We start from the raw sequence: 2,557 nt of genomic DNA on the forward strand, positions 1-2,557 counted from the left end.
GCACGACCACGGCGATGACTACAGCAAGGATGACGATGTCCATAACGCGTCCAGTATCAGTCATGGGGCCCCGGGTCACGCTGCTCGCACCGCCCTCCCGGAACAAGGGCCGCCGGATCTGCACCCCCCTGGATGTCTGACGCACCGTCAGCTAACGTCCTCCGGACACCCGCCCGGTGAAGGGAGACGTCCCATGCCCGTCTCGGTCGTACGCTTCAACCTCGTCGCTCCCGGGGCCGCCCCCGCCGAGCTCGGCGCCCGTTACAGGGCGGCCCTGGAGATGGCCTCGTACGCCGACGACCGGGGCGTGACCACCGTGCAGACGGAGGAGCACCACGGGGCCGACAACAACTGGCTGCCGTCGCCGTTCGCCTTCGCAGGGGCGGTATTCGGCGCGACACGGCGTGTCGCGGTCACCGTCTCGGCGGTCATCGGCCCGCTGCACGACCCGCTGCGGCTCGCCGAGGAGATCGCCGTACTGGACCTGCTGAGCGGCGGCCGGCTGGTGACGGTCGCCGGGATCGGGTACCGGCCCGAGGAGTACGACCTGTTCGGCGTGGACTTCGCCCGGCGCGGGCGGCTCCAGGACGAGCTGCTGGAGACGCTGCTGAAGGCGTGGACGGGCGAGCCCTTCTCCTACCGGGGCCGCACGGTCCGCATCACCCCGCGCCCGTACACCGAGCCCCACCCGCTGCTCCTGGTCGGCGGCTCCTCCAAGGCCGCCGCCCGCCGGGCCGCCCGGCTCGGCCTGCCCTTCTTCCCCAGCGCGCATCTGCCGGAGCTGGAGGCGTACTACAAGGAACGGCTCGTCGAGTACGGCACCGAGGGCTGGGTGATGATGCCCGCCGCCGAGACACCGCTGCTGCATGTGGCCGAGGATCCGGACCGGGCCTGGACGGAGTACGGGGAGCACTTCCTGCACGAGGCGCGGACATACGCCTCCTGGCAGTCTGGCGGCGTGCGCTCGGCGGTGAAGTCGGCGGCGACGACGGTCGGGGATCTACGCGCGGAGGGCGTGTACCGGATCCTCACGCCGGAGCAGTGTGCGGGGCTGGAGCTGGACTCCTTCGTCCTGCATCCGCTGGCGGGCGGGATGCCGCTGGAGGAGGGGTGGCGGAGTCTGCATCTGTTCTGCGAGCAGGTGCTGCCGCGCCCGGGGAGCTGACGCTCACGGACATCCGGTGACCGGCGTTGCCACTCGGTGACCGGCTGCCCTCGATGAAGCGGCGCTCCTGCGTGACCGTCTCGACGCGATCGCCGACAGCACGCGGCGGCCGCGGAGGCTCGCGGAGCACCGGGAGGGGCCGGTGCGGCGGCTGCGGAACCTGGAAGTGGCCGCCCTGAACGCCCGTGATCGTGGGCGGCGCCGGTGACACAGGAGACCGTCGCCCCGGCTCGGGCAGTGGCCGAACCGGGGCGACGGCGGGTTACGGGGAGAGGGGCAGCGGGGACTTTGGCCCTTCTCCCCGAGTGTGCGGGACGGGCTCAGCCCATCTCCTCCAGGGCCTTGCCCTTCGTCTCCTTGACGAACTTCAGGACGAACGGGATGGAGAGCGCGGCGAACGCGGTGTAGATCACGTAGGTCGCGGACAGGTTCCAGTCGGCCAGCGACGGGAAGCTCGCGGTGATGGCCCAGTTGGCGATCCACTGCGCGGCGGCGGCCACGCCCAGGGCGGCGGCGCGGATCTTGTTGGGGAACATCTCGCCGAGGAAGACCCAGACGACCACACCCCACGACAGCGCGAAGAAGAGGACGAAGATGTGCGCGGCTATCAGGGCGATCCAGCCCTGGGTTGCGGGCAGCTTGCCGTCGACCAGGTGGTGCGAGAACGCCCAGGCCTCAAGCGCCAGGCCGACGACCATGCCGACCGAGCCGATGATCGCGAGCGGCCGGCGGCCGATGCGGTCGACGAAGATCATCGCGATGACGGTGCCGACGATGTTGATGATCGACGTGGTGAAGGAGTAGAAGAACGAGTCCGTGGGGTCGACGCCGACCGACTGCCACAGCGTCGAGGAGTAGTAGAACGCGACGTTGATGCCGACGAACTGCTGGAAGACCGACAGGCCGATGCCGATCCAGACGATCGGCTTGAAGAAGAAGCTGCCGCCGAGCAGGTCCTTGAAGCTGGACTTGTGCTCGCTCTTCATGGCGTGCTCGATCTCGGTGACACGGGCGTCCAGGTCCACGTCCTTGCCCTCGACCTCGGTGAGGATCTCCCGGGCGCGCTCGTGCTTGCCGACGGAGATGAGAAAGCGCGGGGACTCGGGGATGACGAAGGAGAGCAGCCCGTAGAGGACGGCCGGGATGACCATGACGCCGAGCATGACCTGCCAGGCCTCCAGGCCCATCAGCTTGCCGCGCTGGTCGCCGTCCGCGGCGTTCAGCACACCCCAGTTGACCAGCTGCGACACGGCGATGCCGATGACGATCGCGGCCTGCTGGAAGGAGCCGAGCCGGCCGCGGTAGGCGGGCGGGGCGACCTCGGCGATGTAGGCCGGGCCGATCACCGAGGCCATGCCGATGGCGAAGCCGCCGACGACGCGCCAGAAGGCG

At 69.8% G+C, this 2,557-nt stretch carries 2 protein-coding genes; one reads left to right on the forward strand and one right to left on the reverse strand.

Going from position 1 to position 2,557, the window contains the following annotated elements:
- Window positions 1-193: 193 nt before the first annotated feature.
- Complete coding sequence (locus AOQ53_RS29650; RefSeq protein WP_059421916.1) at window positions 194-1,165, forward strand: LLM class flavin-dependent oxidoreductase; 972 nt, start codon at window positions 194-196, stop codon at window positions 1,163-1,165.
- Between the two features lie 320 nt (window positions 1,166-1,485).
- Here the strand turns inward: AOQ53_RS29650 and AOQ53_RS29655 are convergent.
- On the reverse strand, window positions 1,486-2,557 hold a 1,072-nt coding region (locus AOQ53_RS29655), incomplete at its 5' end, for a sugar porter family MFS transporter (RefSeq protein WP_236711861.1).

This window comes from Streptomyces azureus, from assembly GCF_001270025.1.
Lineage (GTDB): Bacteria > Actinomycetota > Actinomycetes > Streptomycetales > Streptomycetaceae > Streptomyces > Streptomyces azureus.

What these genes read in the sequence shown, in the direction of transcription:
- AOQ53_RS29650 (WP_059421916.1), top strand. Translation starts at nt 194, where the DNA reads ATGCCCGTCTCGGTCGTACGCTTCAACCTCGTCGCTCCCGGGGCCGCC.